The following is a 21,567-nucleotide window of genomic DNA, read 5'->3' on the forward strand; positions in this document are numbered from 1 at the left end:
ATCATACTAAAAGAAAAAGCATTAAATGAAACAGGTGAATAAAATTGGAATATCAAGTTTTACTATATTACAAATACATCGAAATCGATGACCCACAAGCGTTTAGAGATGCACATTTTGAATTTTGTACTGAACTAGGATTAAAAGGTAGAATCCTTGTTGCAACAGAAGGAATAAATGGTACGGTTTCGGGTACTGTGGAGCAAACAGAAAAATACATGGAGTTTATGCGAAACGATTCCCGTTTCTCAGACATGATCTTCAAAATCGAGAAAAGTGAAGGACATGCTTTTAAAAAGATAAAAGTGAAGGTGAAGCCAGAGATTGTCAATTTGAGTCTTGAGGAGGACCTAAATCCAAATCAAATCACAGGAAAGCATCTACCTCCAAAGGACTTCCTTAAAACAATGCAACAAGAAGATGTCATTATTCTTGACGCACGTAATACGTATGAATACGATCTTGGTCATTTTAGAGGTGCGATACGCCCCGACATCGAAACCTTCCGCGAACTGCCAAAATGGGTCGAGGAAAACTTAGGTGAGTACAAGGATAAGAAAATCTTAACCTATTGTACAGGCGGCATTCGTTGTGAAAAATTTTCTGGTTTTCTTGTAAAAGAAGGTTTCAAAGATGTTTCACAGCTTGAAGGTGGCATCATCACATACGGATATGACCCAGAGGCTAAAGGTGCTTTATGGGACGGAAAATGCTATGTATTTGACGAACGAATTTCAGTACCTGTTAACCGTACTGGTGAGGAAACGATCGTTGGGAAATGCCATCACTGTGGAAAACCGGAAGAACGTTACGTGAAATGCGGAAACCCAGAGTGCAATAAGCATCTTCTTCTTTGCGAAGACTGTGAGCACGAGCATTACAGAGCCTGCAGTCAAGAATGTAAGGACCACCCACACAATCGTTATGTAAAAGAACATCAATTGGTGTGAATGAAAAACTGCTCAGATCAAAACTGAGCAGTTTTTTTGAGCTTGTTTTTCTAAGAATATATCCACCTGTTAATACGTTATTCACTTTCCAATATCTTGTATCTCTTCGGAAGAAAAAACTATTTTCCCTTGTTCTTCTTCTTTTAATTACATTTAGTAAATAATGATTAATTACTAGAGTAATAAATATAGGTAAAAAGCATCATTTTCATTAACATTTTTCTGTTTTCCGCCAAAAATTTTGCTTATATTTACCAAAAGAGGTAAATCTATATTATAATCATCATATAATGTCGAACTATTTTATATATTATAAAACTTTATTACTATTTTGGAAGGTGAGTTATGGAAATTACGAAGCACATTTTGGTTAACCTTTCATTATTAATTATTCTTTCATTTATAGGATTAATCTGGTTTGAACGAAAAAGAAACCTTACCCTTTCAAAATGGGAAGTTTACATCGGATTAGTTGTCCTAATCTTGGTTTGCTTTAAATTTTCCTATCGACCTACCCCTACACACTATTTTGACCTTCGACTGATTCCTGTTTTAATAGGAGGTCTTTATCTAGGGATTGGACCGATTTTATGCTTAACGGTCATTGTAATTAGAGGAATCTACGGCATAAACTTTGGTTTTTATGCGACGATTGCCCTTTACCTCCCTCTAGCCGTCATTTTGTGGAAATTATATCCATGGTTTTGGAAACAGCATTCAATGAAACGTGTATTGGTCTCGGTGCTTATGACATTTGTTTTATCCTTTTTCACCGCTTCAGCACTGCTAGTTTCAAAACCGAATATCAATTTTTACGATGCGTGGTTTGCATATTTAGTCATACCAGCAATTGGTTTAGGCATCCTGTCTTATATAACTGAATTTTATCGAAACAATATTCTTATGCGGCAAACGATTGTAAAATCTGAAAAACTTCATGCCGTCGAACAATTGGGTGCAGCGATTTCTCATGAAATTAGAAATCCTTTAACGGCTGCAATGGGATTTGTACAGTTGTTAATGTCAAATAGCCTCCCCCGCCACAAACAAAAGGAGTACCTATTAATTATTAAAGATGAATTAATATCCGCCGAAAGGGTTATTCAAGATTATTTGACGTTCTCAAAACCTGCGTTAGATACGGTGGAAACTCTTCAAATTAAACGGGAATTGCAACAGGTGATTTCGATTTTGAGGCCCACTGCGAATCAGCACTCCGTTGAAGTGATTACAAATTTTGCATTGATTGGCTCGATTCAAGGAGATCGTCAGAAGTTCCACCAATGTTTTATCAATGTGATGAAAAACGCCATCGAAGCAATGCCCGGTGGTGGACAACTATACATAGAAACACGATATGACAGGCAAAATGTAAGCATTATCATTCGAGATACAGGAATAGGGATGACAAAGGAACAGATTGATAGACTCGGTGAGCCCTATTATTCTACAAAAGGATCAAAAGGAACAGGTCTAGGCATGATGGTTGTCTATGGAATTGTAAAAGCAATGAAAGGAACACTTCGTGTGACAAGCACAGTTGGAGAAGGAACCGAATTTACCTTCCAATTCCCATCTGCCCTTACCTTAAGTGAGCCCCACGACTAATATGTGGGGTTTTTTAATTCACCTTCCATAACCTTTTCTTATCTCATTATATAATCTTTTAATAATATCCTTATGTAAAATTTTCCTATAGAATGAAGGTAGTAAGGGAATGGAGGAAACAGTATGGACATAAAAAATGACGTAAAAAACCAATTTGGTCGAAGCGCTGCATCTTATGTAACAAGTGAAGGTCATCGAAAAGGTGGAGATTTACAAACATTAGTATCGTTGGCAGACACCAAAGGCACGGAACTGGCTCTTGATATTGCTACTGGTGGTGGACATACTGCAAATGCCCTTGCTCCACTTGTCGGGAAGGTCATAGCATTTGACTTAACGCCTGAAATGTTAGCTGCTGCGGAAAAATTCATTAAAGGAAATGGTCATCAGAATGTTGAATTTGTTGAAGGTGATGCTGAAAATCTACCATTCTCTGATCAAACATTTGATATCGTCTCTTGCCGAATTGCACCTCACCATTTTCCTAACATTGCTAGCTTTGTGAGTGAAGTATCACGAGTATTAAAAACAGGTGGTCAGTTCTTGTTAGATGATAATGTTGCTCCTGAAAACGATGAATTTGATGAGTTTTATAATATGGTAGAAAAAAAGCGAGACTATAGTCATTTCCGTGCTTGGAAAAAGAGTGAGTGGTTCCAAATGCTTGAAAATGAAGGATTTGAAATCCAAGAACTCTATCGTTTTGAAAAGACTTTTGAATTTGAGAGCTGGTGTGACCGCATGCATTTGTCAGATTCTGAGAAATCAGAATTAACCGATTATATGCTAAACGCTTCTAGTAAAATCAAACAAAAGTTTCGGATTCAAGTGGAGAATAATACAATCATCTCCTTCCAAGGAGAAGCTGTTGTTTTAAAAGGAACAAAACTTTAGGAATAGAGTGGAGTAATTCCTCCACTCTATTCCTCATGAGGAGGCGTTCGTTTTGTTGATGAATCAAGTGACCAATCTGTTAAAAATTGAACACCCCATTATTCAAGCTCCAATGGCAGGGGGCATTTCAACTTCAGAATTAGTTGCGGCTGTTTCAAATTCCGGAGGCTTAGGTATGATTGGAGCAGGATATATGACGCCAGCTCAAATTCGCGAACAAATTAGAGAAATAAAACGCTTAACCTCAAAGCCTTTCGGAATTAATTTATTTGTTCCGAACGAATTTGACGCTAACGAAGATAAAGTCAAATCAGCTAATCAATTACTCAACCCGATACGAGAAAAATTAAATTTACCTCCAAAGCTTCATGTTGAACTTCCTTCTTTTCACGATGCACGCGAAAAATATGTTGAACAAATCAAAGTTGTGATTGAAGAAAAGGTACCTATTTGTTCTTTTACATTTGGGATTCCTTCCAAAAGTGTGGTCGCGGAATTAAAGGAACATAATATGATGTTAATCGGGACAGCTACGACTGTTAAGGAAGCAATTGAAGTTGAAAAATCAGGAATGGATATGGTGGTTGCTCAAGGTAGTGAAGCTGGCGGACATCGTGGGAGCTTTATGAATGAGGAGAAGGATAACATAGTCGGTTTAATGTCCCTTATCCCACAGATTGCTGATAACGTAAATATTCACGTTATTGCTGCTGGGGGAATAATGGATGGAAGAGGTTTTATGGCTTCCATTTACTTAGGCGCACAGGCTGTTCAAATCGGAACTGCATTTTTAACTTGTATTGAAAGTGGCGCACATCAAGTACATAAGGATGCGATCCTTCATGCTTGCGAAGACGAAACAGTAGTTACGCGTTCATTCTCGGGAAAGCCGGCACGAGGACTCATCAACCCCTTTATTTTAAGCTTGCAGGATTGTGAAAAAGATCTGCCTGAGTTTCCGGTTCAAAATTCACTTACACAGGATATCCGAAAAGCTTCAGGTTCACAAAATAACAAGGACTACATGTCCCTTTGGTCTGGACAAAGTCCACGGTTATCCAAAAATCAAAGTGCTAAAACATTAATAGAATCAATCATGTCTGAAGTGAAAAATACAATAGGAAAGCAGTGAATTTTACGTAAAATCCACTGCTCCATTTATTAGTTCTTTAAGGCATAACAATGATTAAGCGGTCCACTTCCCTTTCCAAGGTCTAGTCCCGCTTCTAAAGCTCCCGTAATATACCGTTTTGCCTCTTGAATACTTGATTTTATATTCAAGCCGCTTGCTAAATTACAAGCGATAGCTGAGGATAGCGTACATCCTGTGCCATGGGAATTTGGATTATCGATACGACCTCCTGGGAACCATGTGAACTCCCCATCACTATATAAGAGATCATCTGCTGTATCCTCAAGATGCCCCCCTTTGATCAAAATCGCACCCTTATACATGTCAGATAATTTTTGAGCCGCCACCTGCATGTCTTCCTTCGAGTGAATATCCATACCACAAAGTGCTTCAGCCTCATGTATATTAGGTGTAATGATCGTAGCAAGTGGAATCAATCTCGTAATGAGCGCATCCATCGCTGATTCACTCAATAGTCTACTACCACTTGTAGAAATCATGACTGGGTCCACGACAATATTTGATGGTTGATATTCTTCTAGCTTTTCCACGATTTTATCGATAATTTCAGGTGAGGACACCATCCCTATTTTTACACTATCCGGAAAAATATCAGTCATAATGCAATCTAACTGTTGGCCAACAAATTCCGGAGTCGAATCAAGCACCCCGTATACTCCTGTTGTATTTTGAGCAGTCAGAGCCGTGATCGCACTCATTGCATACATTTTATGAGCGGTGATTGTTTTAATATCGGCTTGAATTCCTGCTCCGCCACTACAGTCAGAGCCTGCAATCGTCAATACCTTTTTCATGTCAATCTCTCCCTACCATCTCAGTTGAAAGTTTTCGTAATTCTTTTGTTGCTGCGGTGATATCAGGCTGTGCAAAAATTGCGGATACAACAGCCACTCCATCTACCCCACTACCACTCAATTCCAAGATATTGGTTTTCGTAATTCCACCGATTGCAACGATCGGAATCGAAACACTTTGGCAAATTTCTTGGACCGTTTCAAAAGTCATCGGTTTTGCATCCAACTTTGTGTTCGTTGGAAATACAGACCCAATACCAAGATAATCCGCCCCCGCTTTTTCTGCTGCAATGGCTTGTTCTACATTTTGAGCAGAAACTCCAAGAATTTTATCTGGTCCAATCATATCCCTAACTTTTTCAACCGGCATATCCTCTTGCCCTACATGCACTCCATCCGCATCACATGCTAGCGCAACCTCCACATTATCGTTAATAACAAATGGAACATGATAAAAAGCCGTTAACTTTTTTAGTTCAACTGCTTCCTGTAAAAATTCATCATACTCGAGATTTTTTTCTCTGAGTTGAAGGAAGGTAATTCCACCCACTAATGCAGCTTCTACCTGCTCGACTAAAGTCCGATTGCCTGTCCAAGCACGATCGGTTACTGCATATAAAAGCATTGCATTTTTATCGATTTTCAATGTTCATCCCACCTTGTAGTAATCTAAAGTCTAGCTTGCTCATCCAATCAATCAAGTACGTTCTAAATGATGAAGTTCCACCATTTAATTCTTCTACCTTTTGGTGTGCAAGTTCTCCGCAATATCCCATCGCACTCACCGCAGCGGCCGTACTTTTTAAAATTTCCTGAGGATTTGCACCACAATAAGCAGCGACAACGGATGTAAGCATACAACCTGTCCCTGTGATTTTTGACATCAATGGATGCCCATTTCTGATTACATAGGCTTTATCCTTATTGGCCACGATATCAATCGCACCCGTAATAGCGATAACAGCATGTGTTTGCTCACTTACCCTTTTTGCAAACTGAACCATTTCATCGAGGTTTCCTTCATTAATCACATCTTCTGCGGCGGCATCCACACCTTTTGTATACCCACTACCAGCATGAACGGTTTTTATTTCAGAAAGATTCCCTCGGATTACGGAAAACTGTACTTCGTTTAATAGGCGATAGACAGTATTAGTCCTCAGGCTAGATGCACCCGCCCCAACTGGGTCCAAAATTACGGGGTTCCCAACTTTATTAGCAGCTTTTCCTGCTAAAATCATGGATTCAATCGTACGCTCGTTTAATGTACCAATATTGATGACAAGAGCGCTACAAATATTTGTAATATCTGCCACTTCCTTAGGATCATCTGCCATAATTGGTGAACCCCCACAAGCAAGGACCATGTTTGCAACGTCATTTACCGTCACATAGTTAGTAATATTATGTACAAGCGGTGTGCTTTCCCTAACATTTGCTAAAATTTTTTCAAACATCCTTCATCCTCCTATACAAAATAAAAAATGCGGTATACCTAAAATAGATATACCGCATGAACGCACATACTTACACAAATTCCCTACGTTGGCATTATCCAAATCAGGTTACAGGGTCTAAGCTACATTTCGCTTACTCTCAGCCCACATGTGTGAGCTCCCCTACTCATATTTACTTGTCTTTATTATACCATACGAAAAAAATCTGTCATTATTTTAAAATGGGTCATTGCTTTCGTAACAACAATAGTGTACGATACATAGTATAAATTAAATACTGTATGACATATAGTAATAAAAAATGAGGTGGGTGAATGAGTAACTTATTAAACTCATTAATGACAGAGCTTAGAAGAGGAACGTTGACACTAGCGGTATTAAGTCAATTACGAACCCCTCAATATGGATATTCACTTGTTCAATTATTAGAGGGATCCGGAATTGCAATCGACCAAAGTACCTTATATCCCTTGCTACGCCGCCTTGAAAAACAAGAATTGGTGACGAGCAGTTGGGATACATCTGAAAGCAGACCCCGTAAGTACTATGTATTAAGTGAATACGGGCTCGAGATCTTTTTACAGCTAAAAAAGGAATGGATTCAAAATTCAAAAGAGCTATACAGCCTTTTAGAGGGAGAGGAAGATTATGAATCTGATTGATATCTACATTCAGGAGGTTACAAGACGGCTTCCTGAAAAAATGCGTGCCGATATCGCACTTGAACTACGGTCGACCATTGAGGATATGTTGCCTGATGATTATATCGAAGAGGATGTCAAAACCGTGCTCGAAAAATTAGGAAGCCCAGCAAAATTGGCTAATAATTATCGCGACCGGCCCATGCACCTTATTGGTCCACGTTATTTCGACGTGTACGTCAACTTACTAAAAATGATTGTACCGATTGCCGCTGTAGTTGCTCTCATCTCGATATTTGCAGAATATCTTATCGGGTATCAAGGTGATGAAGCTATTATTAATTTGGTTTTAGACACAATAGGCTTCGGGATTGCGAGAATCATTGAGGTTTCGATACAAACATTCTTTTGGTTCACACTTGTGTTCGCCATAATTGAAAGAGTGGATAAAAGTAAAGATGATCAGCCACTAACCACAAGCCTACAAAAATGGACTCCAGATGATTTAAAGAAAATCGCATATATTCCTAAGAAAAAAGCGATTTCAAAACTTGAAGTATTCGGCGCTTTTTTATGGATTTCAATTTGGGTAACCACTTATTTTTATGCGAATCGACTACTAGGTGTTTATGAAGGTGGTGATGGTGGTCTCGAATTTGTAATCCCAGCTTTAAACCATGAGGTTTTGCTTTCTTTTTGGCCAATCGTTCTAGTTGTGATTGGTTTGGAAATAGCATTAGCTCTATATAAACTAATCAAAGGGCAATGGACGAATAGAATGGCAATCTACAATACACTCTTGCAAGTATTTTCGAACATTGTATTCATCATAATCTTCTTAAAACCTACTATCTTAAATCAAGATTTTGTCTTGTATATGACAGATTTATTTGGCATCGATGGTTTTGACTTTAAAACATGGTTCATAGCTCTTGTACTTGTTTCAATCATCGTATCTGCAGCGATCAACATCTTTGACGGAATTCGCAAAGCCAACATCCACTAGGAGCCACGGGGGTCGGGGCCGCAGGGACGGTTCTCCTGGCTCCTTGTTTTATTTAACAAACTACCAATAACTCTTGTGGGATTAGTTGTCCTAATCCTTTTTCAGAATGCATATAGATGAGTAGTAGACATGGAAAAAAGGAGTTTGGTAACCTTGAATAAATTTTTGGCTGCAATTGGCATTGTTTTTATCATATTTGTGACAGGTGTAATTGAAGCAGATGATGTCTTCGAATACAAAAATGCCATTTCTGTTTCTGGACTTTCTTCTGATGAAGAAGTAACAGCAAATTCGGACGAGAAAAACGGAATCGAAGGACTAATCCCTGAATTAGAAATGCAGTTCGTTAAAACGGAAATCGTGAATGGGAATAAAGTAGAAATCTACCGGGAGTATGAGGTTTACCGAAATGAAGCAAACGAAGTGATTAAAAAGGTTCCCACAGATAATTACGAGTACTTGGAATACTGGAGATAGGAGTTTAGCCAAGCTAAACTCCTTTTTCTGAACAACTTTCTACAAATCTAGTAAAAATATGCTTTGAAATCTGATCACCTCTCACCGCCAAGCCTTCCGGATGCCACTGAACACCTAACACAAAGGAATGACCGGTGCTTTCAATGGCCTCAATTATTCCATCTGAAGCAACCCCAGAGACATCGAGTGGATGTGGCACATGGCGGACCGATTGATGGTGGTCCGTATTCACCTTAAACTCGGTAGTCCCAGTAATCGACGCTAGTAAACTACCTTCCTTCGCTTTTACAAAATGGGCAAGATGATACCTAGGAGCTTTTTGAGAATGCTGAAGCAATTGGGTCTCGTGCTGCGAATAAATATCCTGATACATATCCCCTCCAAGGGTGATATTTAAAATCTGAATCCCACGACAAATCGCAAGGATTGGCTTATCCGCGTCAAGCATCTCTTTAATAATGGCCGGTTCCAAATCATCCCGTCCAGGCGAAATCGTCCCAAGCTTTGGATGCGGCTCCTCCCCGAAGAGAAACGGATCAATGTCTCCCCCACCTGTTAAAAGTAGTCCATCTAATTTAGTAACAAGCTGTGAAACATCCTCGTCAATTCCGATTGGCAAAATAACTGGAATGCCACCGGCTTGAATGACGGCTTGAATATAATCATTTGACAGAGTATGTTTTGAATCCAACTCAACATGTGAGGTAACACCGATTATTGGTTTATTCATCTGGACTCCTCCTCATTTTCCACAATTTTGTAGTAGCGATTTGCGTTTTGCGTCGTCACTTTAAAGTATCTCATCCATATATTCAGCTAATGAATAAAGTGTGTTTCCATTCCGACCTGTAGTCGTTTTTGCCGTAACTAATGATTGTAAAATAGCTTCCTCTGTCGCATCAGCCGTTGCTAAAAACGCTTGATCCAAGTCATCTTCATGTACTGCTTCAAATTTCTGCAATGAGCCCTTGTTTTCGTGACTGATTTTATTTGCAGTTGAAAAACCAATGAAAACATCTCCACTACCATTTCCAATAAATGAACCAGTTCTGCTTAGTCCCACTGATGCACGCTTGATGATACGCTTTAATTGACGTGATGTGACGGGTAAATCGGTTGCGATTATGATCATGATTGAGCCTTTGTCGCCATCTGGACTTTTTAAGGGAAGCATAGCTTTAAGCAAGGGTCCAACATGGATTCCATTAAATCGAAACTGATCCATTTCCCCAAAATTCGAGAGCACCAATACGCCTAGAGTATACGTCCCGTGCGGGTATGTAAGAACCCGTGATGACGACCCGATTCCTCCTTTTAATCCAAAACATTTCATACCCATCCCTGCGCCAATGCTGCCCTCTTCAAAGTGGGTATCCGCAGTTTCTATAGCTTCTCTAACATGTTCTACAGTGATGGACTGTTTACGAATATTATTTAAAAACATATCATTACATTCACCGATTACAGAATTCACAGTTCCGGTGGTGTCACCAATTTCTTTATTTTGCGCTAAGCTATAGCCGATGAGATGATTTGCAGCCACCCCCACACTCAGTGTATTTGTTAGCAAAATCGGTGTTTCGATCGTCCCAAGCTCATCAATTTGAAGAGTACCCATCGTCTTACCGAACCCATTCATAGCATATGAAGCAGCAACCACTTTATTGTTAAAAATATTTTGTTCATGAGGGATGATGGCCGTAACTCCGGTTTGGATGTCTCCGTTTGAAATCGTTGAGTGACCAACTTTGACACCTTTTACATCTGTGATTTTATTGAATGGTCCCGTTGGTAAGGTACCTATTTGAATCCCATAATCTCGTAATCTCTTTTGCATGTGTGAAAAACCCTTTCCGATTTAGTATTAGTTATAAGTATAGGATAGATAAGTGAGCTTGAGTATAAAGTTGGAGATATTTGTTTTGGGGTATTGCAACATTTTGCTTAAAACTTTTCCTAATCACCAACTCCTAGCCTTATCCAAATAAACACCCCCTTCACAATCCAATAAGTTGAAATCTTCTGTAAAGGTCCATTAAAATAAAACTATCATACTTACAAATGAGGAGGGGTAACAAAATATGAAAGCGTTTGTACATTATAAAGTTCCCGGAATGGATGGAACTTCCTATTCAGATATCGAAGAAGTAGTACCAAAAGCAGGAGAAGTGAAGGTCAAACTAAAAAGCGCAGGCCTCAATCACCGTGATTTATTTGTTTTACATAGACATAAAGAAACAGAGCCACCTCTTGTAATTGGTTCAGATGGGGCTGGGGTTGTTGAAGAAGTTGGCCCTGGTGTAGACGGTATTAAGGTTGGGGATGAAGTAATCATCAACCCTTCATTAGGCTGGAAAGAAAAAAGTGATGCACCTCCTGAAGGTCACGAGATCCTTGGCTTACCTGACCACGGAACATTTGCCGAAAAAATCACACTTTCAGCGGATAATGTCGGTCCAAAGCCAGCACATTTATCATGGGATGAAGCTGGCGTATTGTCGCTTGCAGCCATGACTGCCTATCGTGCATTGTTCACTCGAGCACAATTAAAAGCAACCGATACTGTACTTTTACCAGGAATCGGCAGTGGGGCAGTTACTTTCCTCTTACTTTTTGCAAAGGCAGTTGGGGCTCGCGTCATTGTTACCTCACGCTCAGAAGCAAAGCTTAAGCGTGCACTCGAATTAGGTGCGGACGTTGCGATTGACTCTAGTAGCGACTGGAGTGAAGCACTCAATGGTGAAAAAGTCGATATTGTAGTTGAAACAGTCGGAGCAGCGACCTTCCATAAATCCCTCGGACAACTCCGAAAAGGTGGAAAAATGGTCACATTTGGGGCTTCTGCTGGTGATACGGTTGACTTCAATCTCCGTGAATTTTTCTATGGCCAGTATACGTTACTTGGCTCCACGATGGCGAGTACAGAAGAGTTCCATGAAATGCTTCAATTTGTGAATGAGCACAATATAAAACCAGTCTTGGATAAAGTGTTCCCTCTCGAAAAAACGGCAAACGCACTGAAACGAATTGATGAGGCAGAACAGTTCGGAAAAATTGCGATTAAAATTGAAGAGTAAACGAAAACTGCACCCCATTCAGAGGGTGCAGTTTTACTTATGAAAAATAAGTCGCCAGTTTCTGTTTCATTTGTTCTTTATTCTCAGCAAATTGGCGATGACGGTGCCCGTTCCCGCCTGATGTATGTGGAAAACCATATAGCACGGAATCGGGTGAAACATAGCCACTTTCCACAAGATAATCAAACACGGCGGTCACATTCACCCCCAAAGGAATGATAAGTGGATTTCGAAGACTCTTTATTTCTTCTACAAAACATTCCACCACATACTTCTTTAATAATTCCGTTTTTAACATTTTCGGTGTGGAACCACTGTAGTTTTTCCCTTTATAAAAAACAGGATATGTAATCACAGAACTCGTTTGCACGAGATGACTTGCCGCCCGAAACAGCTCACTTGTAGAGGCAATTTCTAAGTGGGAGTGCAAGCCAAGCTCGTCCAACATTTGAATTAAGTTCTTCCTCATTGGTCCTTCAAAACTCGAGTTTTTCTTGACCTGATGAAGAAGCTGTTCATCGGAAAGACCCTTATTGTTCGGATCGAGAATCGTTGAATAGGAGCGTTTCATCTGATGCATGCCTGGCGTAATTCCGACAATCATAACCTTCGCCGCTTCATTTACGTATTCAAACGGTGCATAATAGATTTCTAGGTTTTTCTTTTCGTCCTTTTCCAATAAAAACCTCTCATTTTTTAAGTCCTCTTCAGTATAGTCCACTGGCAATGACAAGATTTTATTTTTATAGGTGTCAAATTTCGAATAAGGTGCAATTGCCACTTAAATTCCCTCCTTCAAGATGTAAAAGGTATACCGAAATTGGTATACCTTAAGCTACTACGTCCCGCTCATTTTTAAATTTTTCGTATTGCTTTTCTTCCATTATTGTTTTTAACATCTGAACGACATTCCAAACATCCTCAAAGGAATTATAAAGAGGAACCGGTGCAAGTCGAATCATATTTGGAGCACGAAAGTCTGGAATGATCCCATTTTCTTTTAGCGCTTTGCAAATCCGTGCTGCTTCTTTATGCTCTAGCCCAACATGGCCTCCCCTAACGGATTCCTCACGCGGTGAACCGATCGTAAATCCCATGCCAACAAGTTCTGTATCAATTAACTTCACTAAAAAATTCGTCAATAAAAGAGATTTCGTTCGGATATGTTCAATCCCTGCCTCTGCAAACATGTCAAGTGAACCAAGGAGAGGAGCCAAACTGAGCACATGTGGTGTCCCAATTTGAAACGCACCGGCACTGTCCGCAGGGGTAAACGAATGCTCCATATCAAATTGCTTTTCTTTATTTGACCCAAACCAACCCGCAAGGCCCGGTTGTACCCCAAAATGCTTGCGATTTACATACAACCCAGCAACCGCCCCAGGTCCTCCGTTAAGATGCTTGTAATTGCACCAAAACGCAAAGTCCACATCCCATTGGGAAAAAGAATGAGGGATTGCACCGACTGAATGACAGCCATCAAACCCGATTAAAATTCCGCGTTTATGGGCTTCAACTGTTAGGCGCTCCATATCTAAGATTTGGCCACTACGATACAAGATCGATGGTAAAACCACTAAGGCAATCTCGTCCGTCATTGCATTAATGATATCCTCTTCGACCAAATAACGACCATCATGGCTTTTCACTCGAACTAATTGTTCTTCTGGGGTAAACCCGTGAATCCGCAGCTGGCTTTGAAGCGCATATATATCAGAAGGAAAATTCAATTCATCCGCTACAATCTTGGTACGTTTGCCTTTTGGCTGATAAAAAGTCGCAACTAACTGATGGAGATTAACAGTCGTTGAGCCCGTGACAATTACTTCCTCAGGAGAAGCGCCAACAAGCGGAGCGAGTAATTCACTTGCTTTTTCTGACATATAAAACCACGGCTGCCTCCCTTGTGTCCATCCATCGATCCCATTTTGCTTCCAATCTTCCAACGAATCTAGCAATGATTGTTCCGCACGCTTCGATAATAAGCCAAGCGAGTTTCCATCCATATAAATCGTATTTGGTTGAAGGTAAAATTCATCTCGAAACCTAGCGAGCGGATCTTCCCGATCTAATTTCCTAGCTTGCTCTAAAAACATGGATTTCCTCCTTAAAAGAAATCGTACATATAGGCATCGCGGTTCGGAATCATTTTTTCAAAAGCTTTGATATCCTGATCCGCTCCCTCAATCATTCCGGCCGCAAATAATTCAGTTGGACGCTTGTGACCAAAAAGTGCCGTTGATAATGCATTAATAGACAACTTTATTGTGCCTTCTGTTTCATTCACAACACGAACCTCACCCTCTTTTACAAGGAATGTTTTTTCATTCCAAGGTGCAAAAGGGTCTGAAATTCGAAGCCTCAATGTCTCATTTCCAGCAAATTTATATTCTTTTAAAAATGACTCCACATCGGCAATGCGAACCATAAAATAAGGTAAAATCTCTCGTTTCACTGTTTTTTGTTTCTTTAACGCAAAAAACAATGGTTCTTTTTCATACGTGATCATCTCGAGTTCAGATATCATCGAGTCATGTTGACATATAAAATTCCACAAGCCTCGACGTGCTTCAAAATTAATGGCAACAAACTCCTCAACAGTCATCTTGTTGTCCTTGGATTCATAAAGAATATATCCAATTGGTTGAGCAGATGCATCATAATAAATCGCAATATGTAAGTCGTCAACCACACTCTTCCACCATTCATCCTCACGAACAAGCATTCCAGAAAACTGTGAAGCATATTGACCATATATCCTCTTAAGTTCATCTAAATTAACATTTTCAAAAAGATACCGTTTCACCGAGCCCACTACAGGCTCAAGCATGACTAAATCAGAACGCTGAAAAAACGTTTTTAAGCGATTACTAAAAAGCTCCCACCCATATTTTCGATAAAAAGAAACATCAAATGGATGTAGCATCGATACGGTAAACCCTTGTGTCTTCATTGTCTCAAGTGCATATGTTAGCAATTCCTTCACATAGCCTCTTCTACGGTATTCAGGATATGTCGCTACGCCTGCAATTCCGCCCATTTTAAAAGACTGTTCACCTACATTTGTTGCAAGTGGAATGAGATGAAACTTAGCGGCTAACATACTATTTTCATAGATTCCATATATTTGTTGTTTTTTAAGATTCTTGAAGATAGCTTCTTGCTGTTCTTCAGATACTTTATACTGAAAGGCATACTCTGATAAACGAACGGAATCCATAAATTGATTTTCTGTAATTCTCTCGATTGCCATAACCTAACAACTCCAATATATGTAATTATTCAAAAGGATACTTATATTTACTCACAACTAACATCTGTTAGACTAAAAATATGTTTTGTTTCAAAAACGACTGTTCCTCCATTGTCCATACATGTTTCTGCTATTTGCATGTTTATTTTATGGTTATCCCTGATTTCTAGTATTCTCACAACCGCAAAAGTTACAATTAGAAGACTCCCGATAATGGCAATAAGGAGATTCCGCCTACTTTTACTCATTCCAACACCCCTCCTTAAGGGTAACACAATTACCACATTTTTCAATTTCCTAGAAAAAACTTTACGCAGATTTTGTAAACAGGTTTTTGTAGATTTTTCACTTTATCCGTTGTATGATTGTAACATTAACAATGGGGAGATGGTAAAAATGAGGAAGCAAGTAATCTTTGCCATCATTATGTTTGTAGCAATTATGTCTTTTTTAGCTACAATTGCACATTCCCATGCGTTTAAATCATCAGATATTCAAGAGAATACGGTAACGATTAGTGGAGTTTCATATGACAATCTTACTTTCAATGATGATGGTAAACTAAAGATTTCTTGGATGCTTTTTTCGATCACATCCATATTACTCGTCCTTCAAGGAATGTTAGTTAATATTAATGTGAACCCATTCATTCGAAAATTCACATGGATTACGCCCATTTTTTATCAGTCGAATTATGTGGTGAAAGCTCTTTGATTTTTTACACTTTAAAAATCAAGGAGGAGAAAAAATATGTGGTTTCGATTTATTATGATTGGATTATGTTCGTTAACGGTGACAAGCCTCTTCATTTTCCAAGGAATTGAAATAACCCAGGCATTTAAAGACTTTTTTACAAATAAATAATGAAGAAAAACGAATGTAGATTGATGTTCTACATTCGTTTTTTATTTTTATTCCGATGCCATTTTTACGGTAGTGCGATACAGAAGTTCCGTTCCAAGTGAAATATCCTCAAAAGTTGAGTATTCCTTTGGATTATGGCTAATTCCATCTTTACAACGGACAAAAATCATCCCGTAATCACATTCATAAGACATCGCTAGCGAATCGTGAAAAGGACCACTCATGAGCTCCGTTGGTTCCAATCCGATCTGTTTCATTTCATTACGCATGATCTCTTTAATCCACTCGGCGCAATAACGAGGTTCACTATTCGTGTCCTCAGTAATCGTACAAAGTAGCTGATGTTCCTCTGTAATTGCTTTAATCTTGTCACGTAATTGAGCTTCAAGTCGATGACGTCTATTTATGTCAATATCTCTCAAATCCACCGTAAAGCTTACTTTTTCAGGAATGATGTTTCGTGAATCTGGGAAAACTCGTAAGCTTCCAACGGTACCAACAGTTGGAGCACCAGGTTCTTGGCTTGCAATTTCATTTAGAGCAACGATGATTTTAGCTGCACCGACGAGTGCATCCTTCCTCATTGGCATTGGAACAGACCCAGCATGCCCTGCAAAGCCCTCTAACTCAACGGTTAACCAAAGTGGACCTGAAATCCCAGATACAATTCCAATAGGTTTATCCATACTTTCTAAAACTGGTCCCTGCTCAATATGCATCTCAAGGAATGACCCAATGCTTCCTTTTGGATATTCTGATTCTTTAAACTTTGATGGATCACAACCAAACTCAATAAGAGCCTCCCTTCTTGTCACACCATCTTTATCCTTCCGTTCTAATTCCCCTTCTTCAAGCTTGCCTAGGATTCCCCTGACCCCAAATAACCCTTTATTAAAACGACATCCTTCTTCATCAGAAAAGGCAATGACCTCAATGGGTTGGTTTGGAACAATCTGATTTTCTTTCATTGTTTGAATAACCTCAAGTGCACCTAATACACCAATCGCTCCGTCAAATCGTCCACCATACGGCTGAGAATCAATATGAGACCCTAACATTAAAATGGGTTCGTTTGGATTTTTTCCTTCCCATCTGCCTATTAAGTTTCCAAAATCATCGATTCTAGCGGTTAAGCCTGCTTCCTCCATCCAACCTTTCACCGTTTCGACGGCTTGACGGTCCTCCTTAGAAAGTGTAAGGCGGCACACTCCTGTTTCACCGATTTTCCCTATTTTCGATAACGCTGTTATTCTTTCTTCAAGCCGTTCCTTATTAATGGTTAGTGTTTGGACATTCATAGCATCAGCCTCCTATTTTAAATAGTCACAAATGGTAGATTATGTGCTTTAGCAACTCCTTCGTAAACGATCTTTCCACCAATCACATTTAGACCCTTTTGTAAGGATCTATTTTCTGCAAACGCACGCTCATAGCCTTTATTCGCAATCTGGAGAATATAAGGAACTGTTACATTCGTGAGCGCCATTGTGGATGTTCTTGGGACAGCACCAGGCATATTTCCGACTGCATAATGAACGACTCCATGTTTCGTATATGTAGGATTTGCATGTGTTGTCACATGTGTCGCTGTTTCGAATATTCCGCCCTGATCAATGGCAACATCCACAATTACTGAGCCTTCCTCCATTAAACGAACCATTTCTGCGGTCACTAGCTTTGGTGCTTTAGCACCTGGAATCAATACAGCGCCAATCACAAGGTCTGATTCAGCAACCGCTTGGCCAATCGTATAAGGATTAGACATGAGTGTCGTGATGGTATTACCAAAAATATCATCTAACTCACGTAATCTTGTTGGACTGACATCCATAATTGAAACTTGTGCACCAAGTCCTACTGCTATTTTCGCAGCGTTCATTCCAACGACGCCGCCACCGATGATGGTCACTTTCCCTCGACTTACTCCAGGAACCCCACCAAGTAGAACTCCTTTGCCTCCTTTTGTTTTTTCAAGAAATGAAGCGCCAATTTGTGTAGCCATTCGACCAGCTACCTCACTCATCGGGGTTAGTAAGGGAAGACTTCGATCCTCTAATTGGACCGTTTCATAGGCAATGGCCACAACATTCTTTTGCATCAAGGCTTGCGTTAACTCTCGATCAGCAGCTAGATGCAAATACGTAAATAGGATAAGTCCGTCATAAAAGTATTGATACTCCTCTTGAATCGGTTCTTTTACCTTTATCACCATATCGCAAGCCCATGCATCAGCAGCCGAATGGACAATGGTTGCTCCTGCTTCTATGTAGAGCTCATCAAAGAATCCTGAGTTCTTGCCCGCACCTGTTTCAATAAAAACCGCGTGATTATGTTGAACCAGTTGTGATACACCAGCAGGAGTAAGGGCTACACGATTTTCATTATTCTTAATTTCCTTAGGTACTCCAATCCTCATCCCCATCCACCTTTCTCTTTTCAAATTCTTCGGACAAATACACCCGTAATCCATGATCATAAACAAATAGATTACGAGTGTTGGTTTCATCTTTTTACAAGTCCTTTATTTCTTCCACTACAGTTCTTTGGACAAATTCTAAGTCTTCCTTTGAAATCGTAAGTGGAGGAGCAAGGGTTAGTACATTATTGTACCCTGCCACTGTAGCTCCATTTTTCCCGATAATAAGACCCTTTCTTAGGCAGCCCGCTATGACTTTATTGACTTGATCAGCGTCAAGAGGTTCTTTTGTTTGTTTGTCCTTGACTAATTCAAGCCCAATTAATAACCCTTTCCCTCTTACGTCTCCTACATATGGATGGTCCGCTAAAGCTGCTGTAAGACCTTCTTTTAATCGAAATCCAAGAACTTGTGATCGCTCAAAGAGCTTTTCGTTTTCCATAATCTCTAGATTTTTAAGGGCTAAGGCACAAGCTGCTGGGTTTCCACCGAATGTATTCACATGACGAAAATAATCATATTCCTCTGACCCTTTAAATGCTTCATAAATTTCCTTTCTAACGGCCGTTGCAGATAATGGTAGATACGCACTTGTAATGCCCTTTGCCATTGTAATAATATCTGGTTTCACCCCATAGTTCATAAATCCAAATGTTTTTCCGGTACGACCGAACCCACATATGACCTCATCCACAATTAAAAGCGCACCATGTTTTTCACATACTTCCTTTACCCCCGCCATGTACTGGTCAGGTGCAACAATGACACCCCCACCAGTAATGATTGGTTCCATGATCACTCCCGCTATCGTTTCACTAAGTTCCCACGTCATCACACGGTCAATATCTTTTACTGATTGTAATTCCGAAGCTTTTGCATCTACTTTTTCATCTGAACGATATACATCAGGTGGTGCCACATGGAGAAATCCTGGTGCGAGTGGTTCATATTTATACTTTCGCTGCGCTTGACCAGTTGCGGCAAGCGATCCCATTGAATTACCATGGTAGGCACGATAGCGTGAGATAAATTTGTAACGGGAGTGCTCCCCTTTTTGTTGATGGTATTGCCTAACTAGTTTAAAAGCTGTTTCATTCGCTTCCGAACCACTATTTGAGAAGAAGATGACATACTCGTCTCCAAGCATTTCATTAAGCTTTTCAGCTAGTTTTATCGCAGGTTCATGGCTATGTGTTAATGGATAATATGCCATTTCTTTAAGCTGTTCATGAGCAGCATCCGCAAGCTCTTTTCTTCCATACCCCACATTTACACACCAAAGCCCTGACATTGCATCGAGATACCGCTTCCCATTATGATCTATTAACCATGACCCTTCTGCTTTTTGAATCACAAGAGTTGAATTAGGATTGTATGGCTTCATCGAATGCCATACATAATCCTTATCCTTTGTTAACAGGTCTTCCCCGTGTGTAACCTTTGTCATACCGCCTTCCCTCCTTTTAATAGTCAAAACGGGATGTAATCATTTTTTTACGTGTATAGAAATTCACTCCATCCTTACCATTCACATGGAGGTCACCGTAGAAGGAATCCTTCCAACCCGAAAATGGGAAAAACGCCATTGTTGCTGGTACACCAACATTGATACCGAGCATTCCTGCTTCCGCTTCCTCTCTAAATTGTCTGGCGGCTCTTGCATCTTTTGTATAGATGGTGGCGCCATTTCCAAAACGTGACTTTCGAATATAGTCAAGACCTTCATCTAAATCCTTAGCACGTAACAGACTTAGAACTGGTGCAAAGATTTCCTCTTTGGCAATCGTCATATCTGGAGTTACATGGTCAAAAATGGTTGGCCCCAAAAAGTTTCCGTCTGGCATCTCATCCATTTCTTTTCTTCCATCCCTTATAAGTTCGGCACCTTCCTCAAGTCCTTTTTCCACGTAGCCCAGAACTTTTTTCAGGTGTGACTCGCGAATAACAGGTGTTAGTAGCACCTCATCATCCATTCCATTTCCAATCGTCAGCTGATCTGCAGCATCCTTAAGTGCAGACACAAATTTTTCACCGTTCCCTACAACAACAACGGCACTGCAAGCCATGCAACGTTGTCCTGCACTTCCAAATGTCGAGCTGATAATATTAGCTACCGCTTTTTCCATGTCTGCGTCCGGCATGACAATATGGTGGTTTTTCGCACCTGATAAGGCTTGAACTCGTTTGCCTTGCGCAGCTGCACGCTCATATACATATTTGGCAACAGGCTGTGAGCCTACAAATGATATGGCACTTACATTCGGATGATCTAGCAAACCATTTACAACATCATGTGCCCCATGAACAACGTTTAACACTCCATTTGGTGCCCCCGCTTCCGTAAGTAAGCGTGCAAGCTCATTCGCAAGCATAGGTGTCCGTTCAGATGGCTTTAATACAAACGTATTGCCAAGTGCAATGGCTAATGGAAACATCCACATCGGGACCATCATCGGGAAATTAAATGGGGTAATTCCACCTACTACTCCTAATGGGTAGCGGAACATTTCAGAGTCTATATCCTCCGCAATATTCGATAATGTCTCACCCATCATTAACGTAGGAGCACCTGCTGCAAATTCCACACATTCAATTCCACGTAAAACTTCACCATGTGCTTCCTTATAGGCTTTACCGTTTTCTTGGACAACCAGTCTTGCTAGCCTTTCATGATTTTCTGTTAGTAAATAGTGATATTTGTATAAGATCCTTGCCCGTTTTGGAACCGGGGTATTTTTCCAGGTTTTGAATGCTTCTCTAGCAGCTTTGACAGCGAGATCTACGTCTTCCTTTGAAGAAAGCGGCACACGTACTAATGTTTCTTTTGTTGCAGGATTCGGTACCTCAAGCGTTTCCGTTCCTAGCGCATCCACCCATTCTCCATTTATATAGTTTTTTAATACATCTGTTTCACGTTTAACTACGGTCATATTTTACATATCCTCCTTTTCGTAATCGTACGATTCCAAACCCTTAC

Annotated in this window: 22 protein-coding genes and 1 riboswitch; of the genes, 9 read left to right on the forward strand and 13 right to left on the reverse strand. The window is 40.0% G+C overall.

From position 1 onward, the window contains the following. The first annotated feature begins 38 nt into the window (after positions 1 to 38). The 4 genes from trhO (at position 39) to ABC371_RS20430 (ending at position 4,584) form a co-directional block, all read left to right on the forward strand. Complete coding sequence (gene trhO / locus ABC371_RS20415) at positions 39 to 950, forward strand: oxygen-dependent tRNA uridine(34) hydroxylase TrhO (RefSeq protein WP_412899408.1); 912 nt, start codon at positions 39 to 41, stop codon at positions 948 to 950. Positions 951 to 1,295: 345 nt separating this feature from the next. After that, positions 1,296 to 2,558 (forward strand): ATP-binding protein, encoded by a 1,263-nt coding sequence (locus tag ABC371_RS20420; RefSeq protein WP_412898476.1) that lies wholly within the window; start codon positions 1,296 to 1,298, stop codon positions 2,556 to 2,558. 123 nt (positions 2,559 to 2,681) lie between these two features. Continuing rightward, positions 2,682 to 3,452, forward strand: coding sequence for a class I SAM-dependent methyltransferase (locus tag ABC371_RS20425; protein WP_412898477.1), 771 nt, complete (start codon positions 2,682 to 2,684; stop codon positions 3,450 to 3,452). 52 nt (positions 3,453 to 3,504) lie between these two features. Beyond that, positions 3,505 to 4,584, forward strand: coding sequence for an NAD(P)H-dependent flavin oxidoreductase (locus ABC371_RS20430; RefSeq protein ID WP_412898478.1), 1,080 nt, complete (start codon positions 3,505 to 3,507; stop codon positions 4,582 to 4,584). Positions 4,585 to 4,613: 29 nt separating this feature from the next. Here the strand turns inward: ABC371_RS20430 and thiD are convergent, their stop codons facing one another. Genes thiD through thiM form a run of 3 tightly spaced genes read right to left on the reverse strand, consistent with a single transcriptional unit; the run spans position 4,614 to position 6,856 of the window. Further along, entirely contained in the window at positions 4,614 to 5,399 is a 786-nt protein-coding gene (gene thiD, locus ABC371_RS20435; protein WP_412898479.1) for a bifunctional hydroxymethylpyrimidine kinase/phosphomethylpyrimidine kinase, read from the reverse strand. A 1-nt stretch (position 5,400) separates the two neighbouring features. Continuing rightward, positions 5,401 to 6,045: a thiamine phosphate synthase gene (thiE, locus tag ABC371_RS20440; protein ID WP_412898480.1), complete on the reverse strand. Its 645-nt coding sequence runs from the start codon at positions 6,043 to 6,045 to the stop codon at positions 5,401 to 5,403. Then, complete coding sequence (gene thiM, locus ABC371_RS20445; protein WP_412898481.1) at positions 6,032 to 6,856, reverse strand: hydroxyethylthiazole kinase; 825 nt, start codon at positions 6,854 to 6,856, stop codon at positions 6,032 to 6,034. Before thiM ends, thiE begins: the two co-directional genes overlap by 14 nt. A 63-nt stretch (positions 6,857 to 6,919) precedes the next feature. Then, positions 6,920 to 7,030, reverse strand: a riboswitch (TPP riboswitch). Between the two features lie 140 nt (positions 7,031 to 7,170). Between thiM and ABC371_RS20450 the strand changes: the two genes are divergently transcribed. From ABC371_RS20450 to ABC371_RS20460, 3 genes are all read left to right on the forward strand, one after another. Beyond that, complete coding sequence (locus ABC371_RS20450) at positions 7,171 to 7,518, forward strand: PadR family transcriptional regulator (protein ID WP_412898482.1); 348 nt, start codon at positions 7,171 to 7,173, stop codon at positions 7,516 to 7,518. Continuing rightward, on the forward strand, positions 7,505 to 8,503 hold the full coding sequence (locus ABC371_RS20455) for an HAAS signaling domain-containing protein (RefSeq protein WP_412898483.1): 999 nt from the start codon (positions 7,505 to 7,507) through the stop codon (positions 8,501 to 8,503). Before ABC371_RS20450 ends, ABC371_RS20455 begins: the two co-directional genes overlap by 14 nt. Positions 8,504 to 8,656: 153 nt before the next feature. Further along, positions 8,657 to 8,980, forward strand: coding sequence for a hypothetical protein (locus tag ABC371_RS20460; RefSeq protein ID WP_412898484.1), 324 nt, complete (start codon positions 8,657 to 8,659; stop codon positions 8,978 to 8,980). Between the two features lie 13 nt (positions 8,981 to 8,993). Here the strand turns inward: ABC371_RS20460 and ABC371_RS20465 are convergent, their stop codons facing one another. Both ABC371_RS20465 and ABC371_RS20470 read right to left on the reverse strand, forming a co-directional pair. After that, on the reverse strand, positions 8,994 to 9,710 hold the full coding sequence (locus ABC371_RS20465; protein ID WP_412898485.1) for a gamma-glutamyl-gamma-aminobutyrate hydrolase family protein: 717 nt from the start codon (positions 9,708 to 9,710) through the stop codon (positions 8,994 to 8,996). A gap of 60 nt (positions 9,711 to 9,770) precedes the next feature. Beyond that, positions 9,771 to 10,817 carry a DmpA family aminopeptidase gene (locus tag ABC371_RS20470; RefSeq protein WP_412898486.1) on the reverse strand — a complete coding sequence of 349 codons (1,047 nt, stop codon included), beginning with the start codon at positions 10,815 to 10,817 and terminating at the stop codon, positions 9,771 to 9,773. A 244-nt stretch (positions 10,818 to 11,061) separates the two neighbouring features. Here ABC371_RS20470 and ABC371_RS20475 point away from each other — a divergent pair, with 244 nt between their 5' ends. After that, positions 11,062 to 12,057 carry a zinc-binding dehydrogenase gene (locus tag ABC371_RS20475; RefSeq protein ID WP_412898487.1) on the forward strand — a complete coding sequence of 332 codons (996 nt, stop codon included), beginning with the start codon at positions 11,062 to 11,064 and terminating at the stop codon, positions 12,055 to 12,057. A 37-nt stretch (positions 12,058 to 12,094) separates the two neighbouring features. On the opposite strand, the gene ABC371_RS20480 is transcribed toward ABC371_RS20475, so the two are convergent. From ABC371_RS20480 to ABC371_RS20495, 4 genes are read right to left on the reverse strand one after another with little or no spacing between them, the layout of a single operon-like run. After that, entirely contained in the window at positions 12,095 to 12,838 is a 744-nt protein-coding gene (locus tag ABC371_RS20480) for a hypothetical protein (protein WP_412898488.1), read from the reverse strand. A gap of 49 nt (positions 12,839 to 12,887) precedes the next feature. Further along, positions 12,888 to 14,153 carry a kynureninase gene (kynU, locus tag ABC371_RS20485; RefSeq protein ID WP_412898489.1) on the reverse strand — a complete coding sequence of 422 codons (1,266 nt, stop codon included), beginning with the start codon at positions 14,151 to 14,153 and terminating at the stop codon, positions 12,888 to 12,890. An 11-nt stretch (positions 14,154 to 14,164) separates the two neighbouring features. Continuing rightward, entirely contained in the window at positions 14,165 to 15,310 is a 1,146-nt protein-coding gene (locus ABC371_RS20490; RefSeq protein ID WP_412898490.1) for a GNAT family N-acetyltransferase, read from the reverse strand. A 47-nt stretch (positions 15,311 to 15,357) separates the two neighbouring features. Beyond that, a complete protein-coding gene (locus ABC371_RS20495; protein ID WP_412898491.1) occupies positions 15,358 to 15,558 on the reverse strand; it encodes a hypothetical protein in 201 nt (66 codons plus the stop codon). Positions 15,559 to 15,706: 148 nt separating this feature from the next. On the opposite strand from ABC371_RS20495, the gene ABC371_RS20500 reads away from it, so the two are divergent. Next, positions 15,707 to 16,024 carry a hypothetical protein gene (locus tag ABC371_RS20500; protein ID WP_412898492.1) on the forward strand — a complete coding sequence of 106 codons (318 nt, stop codon included), beginning with the start codon at positions 15,707 to 15,709 and terminating at the stop codon, positions 16,022 to 16,024. 197 nt (positions 16,025 to 16,221) lie between these two features. Here the strand turns inward: ABC371_RS20500 and ABC371_RS20505 are convergent, their stop codons facing one another. The 4 genes from ABC371_RS20505 to ABC371_RS20520 all read right to left on the reverse strand — a co-directional run bounded on the left by ABC371_RS20505 (position 16,222) and on the right by ABC371_RS20520 (position 21,520). Further along, entirely contained in the window at positions 16,222 to 17,472 is a 1,251-nt protein-coding gene (locus tag ABC371_RS20505) for a M20 family metallo-hydrolase (RefSeq protein WP_412898493.1), read from the reverse strand. A gap of 17 nt (positions 17,473 to 17,489) precedes the next feature. Then, positions 17,490 to 18,590 carry an alanine dehydrogenase gene (gene ald, locus ABC371_RS20510; protein ID WP_412898494.1) on the reverse strand — a complete coding sequence of 367 codons (1,101 nt, stop codon included), beginning with the start codon at positions 18,588 to 18,590 and terminating at the stop codon, positions 17,490 to 17,492. 94 nt (positions 18,591 to 18,684) lie between these two features. Further along, positions 18,685 to 20,037, reverse strand: a complete 1,353-nt coding sequence (locus ABC371_RS20515; RefSeq protein ID WP_412898495.1) for an aspartate aminotransferase family protein — start codon at positions 20,035 to 20,037, stop codon at positions 18,685 to 18,687. Positions 20,038 to 20,053: 16 nt separating this feature from the next. After that, positions 20,054 to 21,520: a CoA-acylating methylmalonate-semialdehyde dehydrogenase gene (locus ABC371_RS20520; RefSeq protein WP_412898496.1), complete on the reverse strand. Its 1,467-nt coding sequence runs from the start codon at positions 21,518 to 21,520 to the stop codon at positions 20,054 to 20,056. Positions 21,521 to 21,567 lie beyond the last annotated feature (47 nt).

The sequence above is a fragment of the Bacillus jepli genome (genome assembly GCF_047238305.1).
Lineage (GTDB): Bacteria > Bacillota > Bacilli > Bacillales > Bacillaceae_L > Ferdinandcohnia.